The 15,932-nt window shown below is 57.6% G+C and carries 8 protein-coding genes, 1 tRNA gene and 3 pseudogenes; 6 read left to right on the forward strand and 6 right to left on the reverse strand.

Annotation, left to right across the window (positions count from 1 at the left end; genetic code table 11):
* Positions 1 to 230: 230 nt before the first annotated feature.
* Positions 231 to 452: a hypothetical protein gene (locus tag G3N97_RS27455; RefSeq protein ID WP_205996163.1), complete on the reverse strand. Its 222-nt coding sequence runs from the start codon at positions 450 to 452 to the stop codon at positions 231 to 233.
* Between the two features lie 721 nt (positions 453 to 1,173).
* Here G3N97_RS27455 and G3N97_RS27460 point away from each other — a divergent pair.
* Positions 1,174 to 1,728, forward strand: a complete 555-nt coding sequence (locus G3N97_RS27460; RefSeq protein ID WP_205996164.1) for a phosphoglycerate mutase family protein — start codon at positions 1,174 to 1,176, stop codon at positions 1,726 to 1,728.
* 280 nt (positions 1,729 to 2,008) lie between these two features.
* Here G3N97_RS27460 and G3N97_RS27465 read toward each other — a convergent pair.
* The 5 genes and pseudogenes from G3N97_RS27465 to G3N97_RS27485 form a co-directional block, all read right to left on the reverse strand.
* A pseudogene (locus G3N97_RS27465) lies at positions 2,009 to 3,165 on the reverse strand (IS3 family transposase).
* A 344-nt stretch (positions 3,166 to 3,509) separates the two neighbouring features.
* Entirely contained in the window at positions 3,510 to 3,962 is a 453-nt protein-coding gene (locus tag G3N97_RS27470; protein WP_205996165.1) for a hypothetical protein, read from the reverse strand.
* 2,555 nt (positions 3,963 to 6,517) lie between these two features.
* Positions 6,518 to 6,772, reverse strand: a complete 255-nt coding sequence (locus tag G3N97_RS27475) for a hypothetical protein (protein ID WP_205996166.1) — start codon at positions 6,770 to 6,772, stop codon at positions 6,518 to 6,520.
* 927 nt (positions 6,773 to 7,699) lie between these two features.
* Positions 7,700 to 10,033: a PAS domain S-box protein gene (locus tag G3N97_RS27480; protein ID WP_205996167.1), complete on the reverse strand. Its 2,334-nt coding sequence runs from the start codon at positions 10,031 to 10,033 to the stop codon at positions 7,700 to 7,702.
* 773 nt (positions 10,034 to 10,806) lie between these two features.
* Positions 10,807 to 11,124 (reverse strand): hypothetical protein, encoded by a 318-nt coding sequence (locus G3N97_RS27485; protein WP_205996168.1) that lies wholly within the window; start codon positions 11,122 to 11,124, stop codon positions 10,807 to 10,809.
* Positions 11,125 to 11,353: 229 nt separating this feature from the next.
* Between G3N97_RS27485 and G3N97_RS27490 the strand changes: the two are divergent.
* The 5 genes and pseudogenes from G3N97_RS27490 to G3N97_RS27510 all read left to right on the forward strand — a co-directional run bounded on the left by G3N97_RS27490 (position 11,354) and on the right by G3N97_RS27510 (position 15,804).
* A pseudogene (locus tag G3N97_RS27490) lies at positions 11,354 to 12,585 on the forward strand (divalent metal cation transporter).
* Positions 12,586 to 12,838: 253 nt separating this feature from the next.
* A complete protein-coding gene (locus G3N97_RS27495) occupies positions 12,839 to 14,218 on the forward strand; it encodes an ATPase domain-containing protein (RefSeq protein WP_205996169.1) in 1,380 nt (459 codons plus the stop codon).
* Between the two features lie 90 nt (positions 14,219 to 14,308).
* Positions 14,309 to 14,674 (forward strand): response regulator, encoded by a 366-nt coding sequence (locus G3N97_RS27500; RefSeq protein WP_205996170.1) that lies wholly within the window; start codon positions 14,309 to 14,311, stop codon positions 14,672 to 14,674.
* A gap of 652 nt (positions 14,675 to 15,326) precedes the next feature.
* Positions 15,327 to 15,710: pseudogene (locus G3N97_RS27505) on the forward strand (Hsp20/alpha crystallin family protein); the annotation flags it as partial.
* A gap of 22 nt (positions 15,711 to 15,732) precedes the next feature.
* Positions 15,733 to 15,804, forward strand: a tRNA-Lys gene (locus G3N97_RS27510).
* Positions 15,805 to 15,932: the final 128 nt, after the last annotated feature.

Here is a 15,932-nt window from a genome sequence, read left to right on the forward strand (position 1 = left end):
CGACTGGATCGAGGGCTATTACAATCGAGAGCGCCTGCACACCTCGATAGGGTTTCTGACTCCCGTCGACTTCGAGGCCGCGTTGGTCGCTGCATGATCTGCTGTACGTGGAAATGAGGCAGGGTCAGCGGAACTCTGCGAAGAGCCATCGCTAAGATCAGGCAGTCCTTCGCCTATTGTTAGCGGTCCTGCGCCGCTGAGCACGGTAGGGGAGAATCACTTTCCCGGCGCTATTCACAGTCGATCATTCTCATCGCTTGATGCTTGCCGATCTCTGCTGCCTGCTCGAACGTCCCGCGAAACATCAGTAGCCCGCTAGAGAGCGGGACAGAGCCAGCCCACACGGCATCGTCCCTGGCAATCGCCCATCGGGGCCCGAAACAAAGGTTGCCGGCCTCAAATGGCGTGAAGTCGATGATATAACCCTTATAGCGGATGACGTGGTCGTTCATGACTTTCCCTCCCGACACGCAATCTAACACGATGAAACGGAAGAAAAATTTTAGAAATTGTCAAGAGAGAGGTAGCTGATCGGCCCCGAGACGCGCCAACAATAAATAAAGCCGTGCGGGCTTCCCGCCGATTCCTCGCGGATCAGTGTGCGTGCCACGAGGTTCGCGCCCAACAAACCTGCCCCGGTTTATAGCGATATGACGCTGCTCGTCGCGATATCAGGTTTATGTTTTCATGAACTCCAGCATATGAAAGACACAGCCAGCTAGCTAGATTGGTGTCGCGTTTCACTTCATCTCAATTCATAAGCGAGAAGCAAAGGCGCACGATTCACGCTCGTTTCCGCACGTCAGTCGCCGGAGAGTCTCGACGTGCGCCCACGCACGCTCGGAACAAGCGACTGAAAAAACGACTAGCATGGCTGACCGGCTACGCCAGAGCTCCTTATCGAACTATCGTCGCGCCGACCAACTGGCTTCGCTTGCGCATCGAGGGGAGTACACCATACGCTCCAAGCAACCCGTGCATGATGATCTGGGGGATCTGCGATTGGCGTAGTTGACCGGTGCCGCGCTGACGTTCGGCGTTCGCCTTTCGTTAATCGCCTCTCTCACAGGTCCCGACCTGCCGCTGACTCGGTATCGGACTGCATCAGCCAGTCGACTCTAAATTCGTTATAACGTCGTAGACCGTGTCTGAACGGTACTCCCCGGAGGCAAAATGGAACCTGACAGAATTATGTTTATCCGTCACGCGGAGAAGCCCGCCGCCGATGAGGGGATGGGAATCGAAGCAGACGGCAAACAGGATGCGGAGAGCCTTTGCGTTCGCGGTTGGCAGCGTGCCGGCGCTCTGGCGCGATTCTTTTGCCCAATCGAGAAAACGCATGCGGCGCACCTCGAACCTGACACTGTATTCGCTGCGGGAGCAGGTCCTTCGAGCAAGAGCAAGCGCTCAATGCAGACTGTGACGCCACTTGTTTCGCTGCTACGTGAGACATCGCGTGTCAACTACGTCACGACTTATCTGAAAGATGATGGCCGAGCGCTAATGACTGACGTACTCACTCGCGCGGGCGTCGTGCTCATTGCGTGGGAGCACAAAGTGCTGCCGTCGCTCATCGGGCACATACCTCGCGCGCCCATCGCCCCTGAAACGTGGCCCGATGACCGGTTCGACATGGTATGGATATTCGATCGCGCAGGGGGCACCTGGTCATTTTCGCAGCTTCCGCAATTGCTGCTTGCGGGCGACTCCACTGCGCCGATTCGCTAGGCTTTGTGTTTTACTCTGGGTCCTGCCCGCACACTGCCTTATCCACCGTATCCAGCAGCACTACGCGAAACGGGCTTCGCTCATCGGCGGGAATGCGCCCAGGTCCGAGGCATGCACAGGTAGCCCAACCGTTTTGATACCTGCACGTAGCGCTTTGAGTACGCCTGACTCTCCGACTATTAATATCGGATGAAACCAACTCATTCCGTAGCTTCAGATCGCCCAAAACTACCTGATGGGGACGATGTATGGCCTTCCCCCGCTTTCCCGGACAGGTAAATTAGCCCGTCATGCGTTGCTCGAACTGAACCGGGCTAAGGAGATTCAGTGTTGAATGTCGGCAATGCAGATTGTAGAAGCGCTCGATGTGATCGAACACGTCGGCCCGCGCCGCGTCCCTTGTGCGATAGATGCTTCGGTTCACACGCCCTCTCTTCAGGGTGCTGAAGAAGCTTTCCATCGCGGTATCGTCCCAACAATCACCACGACGACTCATGCTGCAGGTAATGCCTTGCTGCCTGAGTAGCGACTGGAAGTCCTCGCTTGTGTATTGGCTGCCCTAATCGCTGTGATGTATCAATTCGGCTGGTCGCCCTCGACGCCATAGCGCCATCAGCAATGCACGGCCGCCATCTTTGTATGCATCGTATTGCTCATCGACCAGCCGACGATGCGGCGCGAGTACACGTCCATCACGGCGGCAACGAGCAGCCAGCCTTCAGCCGTCCAGATATAGGTAAAATCGGCAACCCATTTCTGGTTCGGCGAGTCGGCTTCAAACTGGCGTTGCAGGTCATTCGAAGCAATGACGCGAGCTGCCGCAGCCCGTGAATTGCCCGGCATGCACCGTCGTCGCTGTCGAGCCTGCAATCCGGCCTGTTGCATCAGCTAGGCGACACGATTCACGCCACAGCTCCCCCCCGCTGCGCGCAGGTCGTGCCAGATGCGTGGGCTGCCGTAGGTCTTGTCGCTCAGCTCGAAGCTTGCCCGGACCAGCCGCGTGAGGCGGACATTCTCCTGCGAGCGCTTGCCCGGTGCCCGACCGAGCCATTCGTAGAAGCCGCTATGCGAGGCCCCGAGCGACCGGCACATGGCACGAGTCGGCCAGACACCGCGTTGCCGTGCTATCCAGGCGTACTTCACTCCGGGTCCTTCGCGAAGTAGTCGAGCGCTTTTTTTTAGAATGTCACGCTCCATCGTGACCCGCCTCAACTCACGCTGCAAGCGCTGCACTTCTGAAAGTGCTTCGGCTCGCAGCGGCTTACGGGCGCCCATCTGCAGCACCCCGTCTCGCACCAGCCTGACCCAACGGCGCAGCAGATTCTCGTAAATGCCAAGGTCGCGCGCTATCTGGGTTACGACAGCACCCGGCTCATTGCATAGCCGGACCGTCTCGCGTTTGAATTCGTCGGTGAAGTGGCTTCTTGTTCTGCTCATTCCATCCTCTCCGGATTACGTCAGCTTAGCTGATGTGTCCGGGAGAACGCGGGAAGGCCACCCCCAGCACACCGGTGCTTAAGGGAACGCTCACGACCTATTGCACACGGCCCAGGCACGGACGACGAAATGGAACCATGCACGTCCAATTCGCCGCGGGAATGCTGCGTCCGGAAACAAATAGGAACATGAAGCGCTTATCGCGACTGCTGAAGCTTGGCGAAACGTCGCTGCCTGCAGCCACAAATCTCCCCCCAACGACGATAGTAGAACACTCACAAAATGACGGAATCGGCAACTCCACGTCCACCTACCAAAGGTGCGGAACAGTCAAGGCGACCAAGTCAAGCGTCATTCTGCGAGAAATCACCCCACTCGCTTGATTCGCATCGCATAAGCGCTGGATTATATGCAGAGTGTTCAATTCCGGCTGCGTCGAGCAGTCCTCGACAGTTGCCAATCGCCACCACAAATTTGCTATGGAAACTTTTGTCCTGGAGCCATGAAATCAACCGCTTATCGCCCAATGGTTCTCCCCCCCTTCTGCCGCCAACGACAAAGAGTATATGAAACGCACCGGATGAACTGCAGGTATCAATACTCTCTGTCCAGATAAATACCCCCGAGGCGCTGCCAACACGCCCACCTGACAACGATAGAAAATCAATATCCTTCTGCATCTCCGTACGCCGCTTGAACATTGATGGGACGAGTTGGCTAGACGATTGATATATCTCCAATATTCTTGCCACGTCAGGAAGCGCAAATCCCCCAAATAGAAGCAACCCAATACGCATTGATTTTTCCATACAATAACGATGTCAGTGAGACAATTTCACAAATATACAGATTTCATGGAAAATAATTTTCCATTCAAATTAATTTGACGAAATTAATCAATATTTTGGCGTTAAATAGCATATTGCAAAATATGCCAATAATTCTGATCACAAAAATTTTAAAATCAATTCGATCGAAATCTTATTTACCGAATGTCGCGATATCAAGAGGTTATAGACGGATAACCACAGTTGTGCCGGGGCAGGCGGCTTCTGCTCTGACGGGTCCCGCGGCCTGTCGTCGGAGTGGCGCCTTAAATTGGCGTCTTTTCTAGAAGATTGTCTCGTGTCAGAGGCCTTTAAAGGCCCTCGACGCCCATCAAATTCCGGAGGGGCCGCAGCTCCCACACCAAGACAGTCCGGTTCCTTCCACACACTCAGAGCAAACTTCCCGCGGAATCTATGCGTATGCAGAATGCAATATACGTGTCTCGACCGCCTCCCGCTTCACTTCGCCGCTGAGCTAAGCCACAAACCACGACCTGATCGGTTTCGCACCGGCTTCGGAGTTCCGAGGGGCAGCGTGTGCCAAGTTATGTCTCGCTCCATCTCTTCCCCAATAAAGGGAGTATTCCCGTCGTACTCCTAAGCTGCTTGATACTGTTGAAAATCTACATACTGAGGGGTAAATCCGGCTGGCACCAGATTCAAACACTCGTTTATCCAACTCGAATTTATCATTATCATGAAAATGATTCACTCATGTCCGGTTGAGGATATTTCCCGCAAAAATGCCTTTTGGGTGCCGGTAGTGCGCTTCAGGCTCCGCGCCGAAGTTCGATAGAGCGCAGACGAAGCTGGACTTGAGGGCAATCACCTGCTAGCTTTTAGACGATTGCGGTCGCGACACGCCGCAATTACCAGCGCAGGTGTGCGCTGGATGCTGCTTGAGACCGCCGACTCTCGACCGACTCGGCGGTTTTTTTGCGCGTTGCCGAACGTGTATCGAATTCCATCGCGAATCTGGCAAACGAAATCCGCCCAATACTTTCCACATGGCTGCGGAAGTGACGTGTGGTTCCATCGGCAGCTCTGGCCGCTCGGTGCGGTTTCCGCGCCCGACCAGAGGCGATAGCTTTTTCAGGATTTTCCCTCCATGCGTTCCGAAAGTAGTAAGGGAAAGTAAACGACAAAAAACAACAAAGCTCGTCCCGACGTATACCTCGCAATTCTATTCAGCTAAGGTGACACATGGGTGGTCGCTCCCTCGGCGGTCATCCGGCCCTTTCGCGGATCTCGCAAACGTCCGCGGGGACTCGGCTGCCGTTCCCGTTCAAGGGTTCGGCGGCCTTTTTATCGTCCGGCTGCCGTAGGCGATATACGTCTGCTTTAGTGGTCCCGCGCGGTCTGCCACACGGGAGCAACAAGGTCGCGGTGCACCTTCATGAGGCAGCCGAGCATTCGATATCGCGCTGGTCGCCCCCAAGAGCCCAAAAATCGCCCCACACGCAGGGCGGACGAGATGGATCGCCATGGCGCAAGTTCCGGCGATCTCACGTGCGGCCCATGGAGGTCCGCCGACGACCCAACAGCTACGCTACCGTTGCGAATTGCGATGCGCGCGGCTCAGTGCTCGCAGCGAGATCGGCACGACAGTTGCGATCCAAGGACTTCTTCAACAATGTCTGCCCCCCCAAAAAAAAGCTTCAACGTTCCGATGCGCGCCTATTGGATCAGGCAAGCCGGACTCGAAACCCTCGACGCGCCTCCCGGCAATGACCGCCGGGAGGCGACCGAACCGCTCGCCACCTCGTCCAACTCTCCGTCCGTGATACATGGCTTCTTTCCCGTTGTAAACCACCTGCGGAAAACAAACAGCCGCCTTCCCCGCGTCATACGCGTCTACGGTCACATACGACATAATCAACGTCTTGTTAGCTTAAGGACTCGACATTCAAGAGTAGACAGCAGCCAGATACGGCTATGCTCGCTTCGCAGATTTTGGCCGTAGGCCGGCGGCGAGCACTTGATCGTTGACGCGCCCGAAAAAAACTCTCGCGCGAGAAGATATCGAATTGTCTGCCTCCACGTTCGCCGGCGAAGCAGACCATGCCATGCCTGCCTTCGGAAGGCTCGCGGACCAGGTGATTGAACGTGCGAGCGAGCGACCCAACGCTGAGGTCTGCTTAATCGCAGACGCCTTCCGCATCGTCCGACGCCGCTCCAGTCACAAACTCCAGACCGTACTTGCCTTTATATATGTGTACTCGAGGCTGTCACGCCCTCTGGCTGCCCGAGCGAGAGAATAATGCTGACACGATGCCAACACGACAGTGAGAACGCGACCTAGTCAGTATCGACCCTGCGCGACGCAGCGCCAGCCGCCGAGCCAGCGCCACGGCTCTCGCTTCCCGCAGACGACCAAGCAGACGACATAATCCGAGAAGGCACCAGTAGCTGCTGGAACTCTGAGCGCAATCGAGACTGAGATCACTAAACCTGTTAGCCGCTCCCGGCTATCCAGCGCGTCGGCCTGCTAGCAACAGGCAACACAAATTGCGCTGGCCTGGGAACTAGTTCTCCTCCCCAGTGCGGTAGCGGCCGTCGTTGAGATCTTTCGCTCGCTCGCGAATAGCCTGCTTCGCGTCGTCAATTGAATTAAAGTGGGCGCCCCAAAAGTAATTGTCGATGTGAGCCGCGATTACCGGTCGACCATCGGTCAACCAGCAGATCGAAACATTGGAAATTGCGAATCCTGACGGAAGTGCAGGGCCGATTTCTGCACTCATTTGGTAGTCGCCTATAGCGTATGCAAACAAGCTATTCATCTGTCGCCTCGCATTAACGAATAGAAAGAAATCCTGGTCTGATCCCTCAAATTGACATCGACGCCACGAACAATGAGGAGCGCAGCATTCGTAGGACCTAGAGTAGTGACGCGCAGGCCCTGACGCCACCTCGACGAACGATAGATCGGTGGCAGGGCTAACAGCAATCCCTTAGTGCCCCCCAATACTCATCAGCAACGTGAGGAGAAACGAAGGGTTATGTCCTGGCGACCGCCGCCCTCCCAACACATTCTTGGCAACGCGGGGTGAAACTGGGTGTGCGGTAATTGCACCATGAGAAGCCTCAAATGAACAGCACGGAATGGGTAAGTGTGCGCCCTTTGAACTGACTGATACCACTTGAAGCACTCCGGTCGGGCGATAGACTTCATAAGATTTCCGTCGGGGGGGGTCCCATGACCACACCGCCTACCTGTACTTCCCGATGGCTCGTGGCAAATTGAATTCGGCCATTGGGAAGCGAAACAGGGGCCTATCGGAAGCGTTGCACACGTCGAACCGGTTCTTGACCACGTTGTCAGAAGCGGTCAACGGGTTCAGCCGGTTCACTCCATCGGCCTAATCGAGCGAGGGTCATTTCTCCCGAAAAGGAACCGAACGTTTCTTCGCTGGGTGCCCGCGCTCGCCGTCCTCTCTTTTTGCGGTCGGCGGCTGGACGATCGTTCGATTCGATATGCCCCTGCAGCCGCGTTCAATCGCGACCCTGCTACCGCCCGCATCAGGAGAGTGTCTAATGGTCCTGCCTGCGTCCTTCTGGCTTTACGCTCTGTACGTGGCTCGCAAATTTCGGCGGCTAGACGGATCGAATCGACTCAACAACAAGCAATAATTTCGAAGGCCGAGATCATCAAAGCTGATGAAATAAGCCTGCGCTCAGGCCCGCAGCGCCGCGTCCATGTTGTGGTGCTACGCCTTCATGACCGAAACGATTGCGAGGTTCAGCTCATCGGCCGAAAACGGCTTGCGAAGGTAACCAAAACAAAACGGCAGTTCGTCCCGCCCGGGCGGCAGATCACCGGACATCAGAATGACGCGGAGCGCGGGATCTGCCTCCACCGCACGCGCTGCCAGCTCTGTCCCTGACTGCCCGGCCAGTCTTACATCGGTGATAAGGACCGCCGCTCGCGACTGCCCCAAGGCGTCCAGCGCGGTCTCGCAGTCTGCCGCCTTTGTCACCGCGTAGCCCGCCTCTGTGAGCAGTTCGCTCACCGCGTCGCATGACGCCGCGTCGTCGTCGACTACGACAATCGCCACCTGCCTGACCAAGGTTGGAGCGCCCACCGATGCGGTGATGTCGCGCCTCACGGGCGACGATGCGGGCCGGTCCAGCACGGTGCGGACCTTGTTTGCCAGTTGCGTGCGGCTGTACGGCTTGCCAAGCAGATGCACGCCAGGGTCGAGCCGCCCCGCGTGCACGATGGCGTTCTGGGTGTAGCCGGAAGTGAAGAGCACCTTGAGATCTGGCGTATTCTTCAGTGCCATCCGGGCCATCTCGGTACTGCGCAAGGGCCCCGGCATGACCACATCCGAAAAGAGCAGATCGACACGCGCTCCGCTGTTCAGGATCACGATAGCGCCCTGGGGATCGGCCGCCTTCAGGACCGTGTAGCCAAGCTCAGAAAGCATCTCGACTGCCGTGGAACGTACATGTGGGTCGTCTTCCACCACCAGTATCGTCTCCGTCCCGCCCCCCTGCATCGCAGGTTGACGGTCCGGGACCTCGGCGACCTCGTCCAGAGTCCGAGGCAGGTACACCTTCACCGTTGTCCCGTGGCCCTCTTCAGTGTAGATTCGTAGGTGGCCGTGGCTTTGGCTTACGAATCCATAGGCCATGCTCAATCCAAGGCCCGTGCCTTCGCCCTCAGGCTTCGTGGTGAAATATGGCTCGAGCGCGCGCTCCAACACCTGGGGCGTCATGCCAGTTCCAGTGTCGCTGATCGCGAGCAGTACGTACTGTCCGGGCGGCACGTCTGCGGGCAGTGCACCATACTGGTCGTCCAGCATGGCGTTGGACAGTTCAAGCGTGAGTTTGCCCCCACCCGGCATCGCGTCGCGCGCATTGATCGCGAGATTCAGCACGACATTTTCCAGCCGGTTGGGATCGACCAGTGTATTCCACAGACCACCGACAACCACTGTCTCGACGCTTATCGTTTCGCCGAGCGCGCGCCGGAGCATATCGTCCATGCTGCGGAGCATTACCCCCAGATTGGTGGCCACCGGTTCGAGGGGCTGCCGGCGGCCGAAAGCAAGTAGCTGGGATGCCAGGTTTGCACCCTGATCGGCAGCATCGAGCGCCTTGGCCACGCGCTCGCGGGACCAGACGTCGCGTGAATGCCGACGCTCGAGCAGTTCCAGATTGCCCCGCAACACCTGGAGAACATTGTTGAAATCGTGCGCTACGCCTCCTGTAAGTTTACCGATGGCTTCCATTTTTTGGGCCTGGAGGAGCGCCGCACGTGCCTTTTCGAGTTGCTCCTGAGCGGTTTTTCGGTCCGTCACGTCACGGGTAATCTTCGCGAAACCAACCAGTTTGCCGCTCTCATCCCGGATGGCGTCAATGACCACATTTGCCCAAAAGCGGCTACCGTCCTTACGGACGCGCCAGCCTTCAGTCTCGTAGCGTCCCATGGCTGTCGCAATCTGCAGGCCTTTTTCCGGCAGGCCCCGAGCTGCGTCCTCCGGAACGTAGAAGCGGCGGAAATGTGTGCCGAGCACCTCGCTGGCTTCGTAGCCCTTGATGCGCGAGGCGCCCAGATTCCAGTTGGTGACGAGACCTTCCGGAGAGAGCATGAATAGTGAATAGTCGGTGACGCCTTGGACAAGCAGCCGGAATCGACGCTCGCTCTCGAGCACCGCCTCGTGGGCCACCCGTTTGTCAGTGCCGTCCCGAATAACGACGCCAAAGCCGCCGGACTCATCGTCATTCGAATCGAGCGGGACGATCAGGATGTTCGCCCAGAATCGGGATCCGTCCTTGCGCACACTCCACCGCTCGGTTTCGAAGCGCCCCTGCTGCCGAACCGCAGCGAGTGCGCTGTGAACGATGTCTTCCGCGCGTTCCCCAGCGGCGGCACAAAAACGGGACGCGGATTGCCCCACGACCTCCGCTGAGTCATAACCAAATATCTTCGCGGCGCCCGCATTCCAGCTAGCGACCTTCCCAGCGGGCGTCAGTCTGAAAATCGCATATTCTTCAAGGCTGTCGACCAGCCCCGCTTGCCAGGCATCGTTTCCCATAACCCGTAACCTTCAGTCCTCTTTTCGCAAACTTAGCCATCAGGCCGCTTGCCGTACCCGCCTCGACCCGTTGGCAAAGCGCGTTGGGCAGGTTAGTGTAGCGCGGAGGAAAATCCGCCTTTTCCTTCCGCGCAATCGGGCTATCAGGAACGCGAAAAAATCGACATCCTCTCTCACTGCGGGAGCGCTGTGCCCGTCGACGGAGTCGGCGTACCGTTGCGGCTTGTCGGCTACGGCTACGCGTAGGAGAGAAAGATAGCAACCCAACTTGACGAGCACCGCGCGCGGGGCGACGGATCTGAAAGGTCCGCGATGAAAAAACGGGGGTGTATGAAATGCCGGGGCCGCGCCTGTGGACGCCTGTGCGCGCCGTCGAGCGTTAGCAACTTACGTGCCCGGGCAACGCATAACTCTGCGCTCCACAGTGCCCGACCGGCGCTGCGTCGCTGCCTTGTCGATTTCGTGCCGCACTTCCGGGACACACGTAAATCAACGTATCTTCGCCCAGCGTAACCTGTCACCGGCATGCGCAGATTGAAAACATCGACTTGAGGATCAGCCGGATGGCATGACATCGAGAGCGGCACGTCATTTCATTTACAAATCCCCTAAAAAAATTTGCGGCTATTCGATCCCAAGCGTAAAAGCGCGTTAAGTCCGTTCCAATCCGAGCTGGCGACGCCCGTTTTGCAACCCGCATCCCGCGATCTTTGCGCTATTGCTTATTAACCTAAGTTCGCCGGCTTTTTACCGATTCTCCGGCATCTCCGTCCTCAGTGAAGTTTGCTATTCCCGCGGCGGTGTGCGGTCGCCAACAAGGGATTGCTTGGGTCGTCGTCATTTCCTGCTGGGGCGCGATCCTTAACGATGACCCGCACCTCGCGATCGAATGCGCCAAGCAATTGTCGACGACCTTTTTCGACAAACCGGTGCGCCTCCTCTCCGCCGGCGGAAGCTGCGGCCTGCGCGATAGCCTTCGCAGCGAGGCCGAGCATCGCCACAGCCTCGCTCCATGTGAGTCCAAGTTCAATCATCTGCTGCGCAAGTCTGCCGGCGAGTGCACCGGCGTTGAACTCTTGTTCATCATCCATCTTCAATATCCTCCCTACAGAAAACGCTAGCCGATAAGAACGGTCGCTACCTGAATTATTCACCGTCACCGTTCGGCGCCCGCATTCATAACATAACCACGCCACCCGCGGTAGGCTATCCAACTTCCCCTTCGAACGGAATTTACGCCACGACGCGATGCAGCCGCCATCTGGTCGAGACGGAGATCGAGAGTGGCTGACGAAGATCGCGCCGACCATCAGCATTTTGATGCCAGAGGTGTCGGTTATCGAGCCCACCGAACGGTCGTGGCTCTCGCGGCCGGATCCTGGGATCGTCATCGGCGCTGCCGACAACGATCCCAGCGGTATCGGCACATACTCTCAGACCGGGGCACAATTTGGCTTTACGGGGCTTTGGACGCTGTTGCTGTCCTACCCCTCATGGTCTTGATCCAGTTGACTAGCGCACGGATCGGTCGGGTGACCGGTAAGGGAATCGCCTCGAACATGCGCGCGTTCGGACCAAAATGGCTCGTTCGCCTTCTGGTACTGCTGCTAGCCGTGGCAAACACCATCAACAATGCCGCCGATCTCGCGGCAATGGGAACCACGATTCACATTCTCGTGCTAGGCCAGAGCAACTCTACGTCGTTGCCATATGTGCTTGTTCCGGTATTCTCCTCATCTCGATACCGTACGAAAATTACGCGCGCTTTCTGAAGCGGCTAACGCTTTTGTTGCTTGCTTATGTTGCGGTGGCCTTCGTCGTCCCGGTCGACTGGACAACGGCCGCTGTCTCGCTGGTGCGGCAGCGCGCGCATCTGTCTAGTCAATATCTGTTCTTCTGGCAGGCATCACAGGAAGTCGAGGAAAAGCCCTCGAAACCAGAAGGCCAATCGTTGCGCTGGATCTCCTCGTTTCGCGCGTACCGGCAGATCGAACGTATAACCGCAGACACACGGATCGGTATGGTCGTTTCCAACGGGGTGGGATTTTTCATCATGCTAACGGCGGCGGCAACACTACACGCCCACTGAGTGAAAATTCGGACATCGGCCGACGCATCCACGGCGCTTGAGCCGGTGGCGGCCCATTTTACTGCGTATGTTTTCGCGGCTGACATTATTGGAACGGAGCTGCTAGCGTTGCCTGTCCTCGCAGAGAGGCGACATATGGTGCTGCTGGCGCACTCCGGTGCCGTAGCAGCCTTTCGTTGCATCTGACTCTGGCACGTGAGTTCTATGCCGTCGTTGCGATTGCCATTCTCTCGGTGGCATCGCTATCAGCTTCTTCCGCCGCCTTGATCCGGCCAAAGTGTTCTACCGGAGTGCAGTCGTCAACGGGCTGGCCGCTGTGCCTGTCATGGCTGTCGTCATGCTGATCGGCACCAGCACTAGCGTGATGGGAAAGTTCGCAATCGCTGGACTGTGGAAAGCTGGCGGATGGGTCACAACGGCGTTCATCGCGGCAGCGGCCGTGCGAATGTTTGTTTCCCGCTAGCCATAATACCCCTTCGCGCACCACTCCAGTGTTCCTTCACACGCCGCAGCGCTGCGCCTCGAGTGTTGAGAAAGGAAAAACGACGCGGCCGCCTTGCTGGGTGCGGAGGCCTTGCCCGCTACTGCGCCACAGCTCGCCGTCGCCGAAGCATGGCGGACGCCATCCAGGTGACGCATAATGCCATCATGCGACCCCGCCCCCGGCGGTCGCCCGGGCCAAACCGGCCAACCTCTGCAGCCAAAGCGACGATGCGATGCACAAGACACTCACCCGCCTGAACAGTCACGTACCTGGGCTTGACGCGGTTCTCGGCGGTGGCCTCATAGCCGGCTCCGCCTACATTCTCCAGGGGCGGCCCGGCGCGGGCAAGACGATCCTCGCAAACCAGATCGCTTTTGGCCAGGCGCGTCAGGGCGCGAAGGTCTTGTACATCACGCTGCTGGCCGAAACACACGAGCGTCTTTTTCAATCCCTGTCGACGCTAGAATTCTACGAATCCGATTTTGTAGGGAAGGACGTAACGTATCTGAGCCTTTTTCGCACACTCCGCGTCGACGGCCTAGGTGCACTTGTGGATATGTTGCGCAAGGAGATTGCGCGCCAGGGCACGACAATCCTGATTCTTGACGGACTGCTCAACGCACGCGAGAGCGCCCCCACATCACTCGACGTCAAGACATTTGTGGCGGAGCTGCAGGGGCACGCATCCTTCAGCGGATGTACCGTACTTTTTCTGACCAGTGCACGGATCGACGAGTCAAGCCCGGAACACACGATGGTGGACGGTGTAATTCAGCTGGAGGAATGTCTCTCCGGATCGCGGACAGTTCGCCAGCTTCGCGTATCCAAGTCCCGCGGAAGCGCTGCACTTGGCGGCCTTCATCACTATCTTATAGACGGCACGGGCGTCGCGGTTTACCCCCGATTTGAAAGCCTATACGCCCGCCCCTTGGGCAGAGACCATGCGCCACGCGAGCGCATATCGAGCGGTGTCGACGAGCTTGACCAGCGAATTAGTGGCGGCGTGCCTGCGTGCTCGGCGACGGCGGTTATAGGAGCCGGCGGCAGCGGCAAGACCAGCTTCGGCTTGAATTTCCTGCGTCTGGCGACTGCGGAGACACCCGCGCTGCATTTCGGGTTCTATGAAAGTCCCGCCCGCCTTGCGAGCAAGGCGCGGGCACTCGGCATCGACATGGAACGTATGGTTGCCGATGGTGCTGTGGTCGTGATCTGGAATCCGTTGACCGAAAACGTCATCGACAAACTCGGTTATCAGTTGCTTGATGCCGTTCAGGCTCGAAATGTGCAACGTGTCGTCGTGGACGGACTGGCGGGCTTTGATCGGGCGACTGCGGACCGTCACCGTTTTACCGAATTTCTGGCCGCATTGACCAATCAGCTACGCGTGATGGGTGTGACCTTGGTTTGCACATGGGAAACGACCGGAAGCGGCCCTCTTGACATGCAGGCTACCGAGGCACTGAGCCTGTTCGACAATGTTATCGGAATGGAACTGGAGGAGACGGAGGGCAGGTTGTACCAGGGCATGAAAGTATTGAAGATACGCGATAGCGCCTTCAAACCTGCAGTGACGAAGCTCATTATTCCGGATTCCGCGTCCGGACCGACCTAGCGCCCCGCACTCAAAGGAGATTCTCCTTAAGGTAGCCGCCAGGCTCAACGAGGCCTAAATCACTGCGGCAGGCAACAAGAGTGACCCGGAATGAAGACAGTCGTTGTAGCCGATGATGAGACCCTGATAACTGATTTTCTAGCCTTCTTTCTCGAAGATGCTGGTTACATCGTGCACGTCGCCCAGAACGGGCTGGAAGCGCTGGAGCTCGTACGGAAGGTCTCACCCGATGTTGTCGTCACCGATTACATGATGCCGCTGATGACGGGTCTCGATCTCGCCGTTGCCATGCAAACGGAGCCTTCCACACGCGGCATACCTGTCATCCTGGCGACTGCGGCCCAAGGAGCGGTGGCACGGACAAACTCCCATCTTTTTGCTGCGGTTCTGGACAAGCCGTATGCGGCCCGGGCGCTGCTCGTAACCATTGCGAGGCTCGTACCTGCGGACGGCTGAGATTCTCCAGCAGCGCCCGTTCCTGGCAACAGCAGGGTCCGTTCTCCGCCGAGCGATCCCGCGCCGCTAGCCTGCCGGGGCAGCCGGACGCCGCATGGAGCCTTGCTGCACCGTTCCACAAGTTGACGTGCTGGGAGGCTGATGGGTCCCAGCATGGTCAAGACAATGGCCGCAGAAAAATTCATTCAGCATTAAATTCACCCAAGACTTGCACCTATCATTTTGCTCGTAAAAAATATGCACGTTCCTCAGGTTGTCTGCCGCTAACGTGGTCAACATCCGAAGAAGAGTCTGCCAGCGAGCCGGTTGACGCTGAGTAAGGGGGAGCATGAGAGACTATGTCGGTTCCGATCAGGATCGACGCGGCACGGTGATCCGGAATTTCGGTGAGGGCCGTTCAGGCTTGGCGCTACCGAGTCATGCGAAGCCGCCCCATGATCAAATGGTCGAGGTCGCGTCGCGGTACGTTGAACGGAAGCGAGTACGTTTTCGCGATCACGCAAAGGCGCCGCGGTCGTTGCTACGCTTATTTCAAATGGGAAGATGAACTCATTTTCTTTTGTACCGGCGCGCAACCCTGTTGATTTTCACCGAGTCTTAATCCAGAGCGGGTCAGTTCTGCGTGAACATCAACTGATGAATTTCTTCACGCCCCTTCGCGAGCCGTTGCGCGCTCGAACGATGGTTCGGCGATTTCTGTTCATCACGCTTTCAGCCACGCATCGACATAGTCGACGAAGGACCGGTGCTGCGCGTAACGGCTGAGTTGCCGGGCATGGAGTGCGATGACGAAAGGGTGAGCGTCGAGGACGGCGCGCTCGTACTGCGCGGCGAAAAAAAGCAGCGCGTCCACGGCGAGGAAAACGGCTGTTACCGGCGTGAGCGTCCCCGCAGATGCTTCGAGCGGACGATCCTCATGCCCGAGTACGCAGACCCCGGCCGCGCCCTTGCGAAATTCGACAATGGCCTGCTCACCTTGACCGAGCCAAAAACGGACCCGTTGCCGTCTACAAGTCGCACCATCGAATTTCTTTGATCGGATCGGATCGGATCGGATCGGATCGTTAGCTTAGCAGGAGATCAGCGGACTCTTAATCCGTAGGTCGAGTGTTCGAGTCACTCACGCCCCACCTGACCTTCCCCCTCAGAAGTATCCCACTGTAAAGTTAGTGGCAAGGCCGCAGGAGAAACCTTGTCATGAAGAAGTCGCGGTTCAGCGAAGAGCAGATTATCGGGGTGCTGAAGGAAGCCGATGCCG

Origin of the sequence: Paraburkholderia sp. Ac-20347, assembly GCF_017104805.1 — a bacterium.
Taxonomy (GTDB): Bacteria; Pseudomonadota; Gammaproteobacteria; order Burkholderiales; family Burkholderiaceae; genus Paraburkholderia; species Paraburkholderia tropica.